Source organism: Gorillibacterium massiliense (assembly GCF_000455485.1).
Classification (GTDB): domain Bacteria; phylum Bacillota; class Bacilli; order Paenibacillales; family NBRC-103111; genus Gorillibacterium; species Gorillibacterium massiliense.
Window position 1 is genome coordinate 1 of record NZ_CBQR020000181.1, and the last position, 959, is coordinate 959.

The following is a 959-nucleotide window of genomic DNA, read 5'->3' on the forward strand; positions in this document are numbered from 1 at the left end:
GATACAGCCAGACGTCCCCAACTTGGTACTGCGTAATATCTGTCACCCACTTTTGGTTCGGTGCATCTGCTTGAAATTGACGATCCAAGCTATTCTTTACGACACGATCACCTATGTTCCAAGTGCGGCTATTGTGGCGGTATTTTCATCGAACCCTAGAGCGTAGCCCCATTTCTTGCATTAACCGCAAAACCTTTTTGTGGTTCATCCACACGCCCTGATCCTGATACATGAACAGTTGAACTTGTCGATATCCGTAGATGCCGTTGTAGCGTTCATAAGTAGCACGAACTTGTTGTCTAGACGTCGCGTCTTTGTCTTCATCCTTTCGTCTTACATAGGCATAATATCCACTTCTTGAGATGCCTACTTCTTTACAGAGCTCTGTAACGTTAAAGCTTTCACGGAGCTCGTCGACAAGCCGATACTTCTCTGGTACACCTCCGCCTTCGTAATGGCCAACCACTTTTTTAGAACGGCATTCTCCAACTCCAAGCGTTTGACATATCGGTCCTCATCAATGTACTTTTTTCGCTTTCCACGATGATCCATGAGGCCATAGTCGCCCATCTGCTTGAACCGTCGCATCCATATCTTTAGTCGGCCTATGTCCTCGATCCCCAATGCTTCTGCCACTTTCTGCTTTGTCATTCCTTGAAGCCGCATCTCTATAGCTTTCTTCTTTGTTTCAAAACTGTACGTACCATGCTTTTGTCCCTTTTTGTCCATAACGAAAAGCACCCCCTATAGTTTTTCATCGGTTTAACACCAGGGTGTTTTTCCAATGTCTACTATAAGGGGTGCACTTCACTAGCGTACGGGGTTCATTGTGTTGGCGTTGTACCACTGTTCCCGGACTTGGCTTCGCCTGGTCCAAGTACCATCAAGCCGATGGTACGCGCGGACGGGTTCTTTTCGAGGCGGACGGCCAAACGCAACAAAAAACCCCGCACGTAATC

2 protein-coding genes are annotated in these 959 nt (G+C 47.2%); both read right to left on the bottom strand.

Annotation, left to right across the window (positions count from 1 at the left end; all coding sequences use genetic code 11):
- Positions 1 to 145: 145 nt before the first annotated feature.
- The gene (locus TJ79_RS28720) at positions 146 to 466 is read right to left on the bottom strand and encodes an IS3 family transposase (protein ID WP_162162993.1); all 321 of its coding nucleotides are present in this window, start codon (positions 464 to 466) and stop codon (positions 146 to 148) included.
- Complete coding sequence (locus TJ79_RS27830) at positions 367 to 729, bottom strand: helix-turn-helix domain-containing protein (RefSeq protein WP_040953173.1); 363 nt, start codon at positions 727 to 729, stop codon at positions 367 to 369. Before TJ79_RS27830 ends, TJ79_RS28720 begins: the two co-directional genes overlap by 100 nt.
- Between the last annotated feature and the right edge of the window lie 230 nt (positions 730 to 959).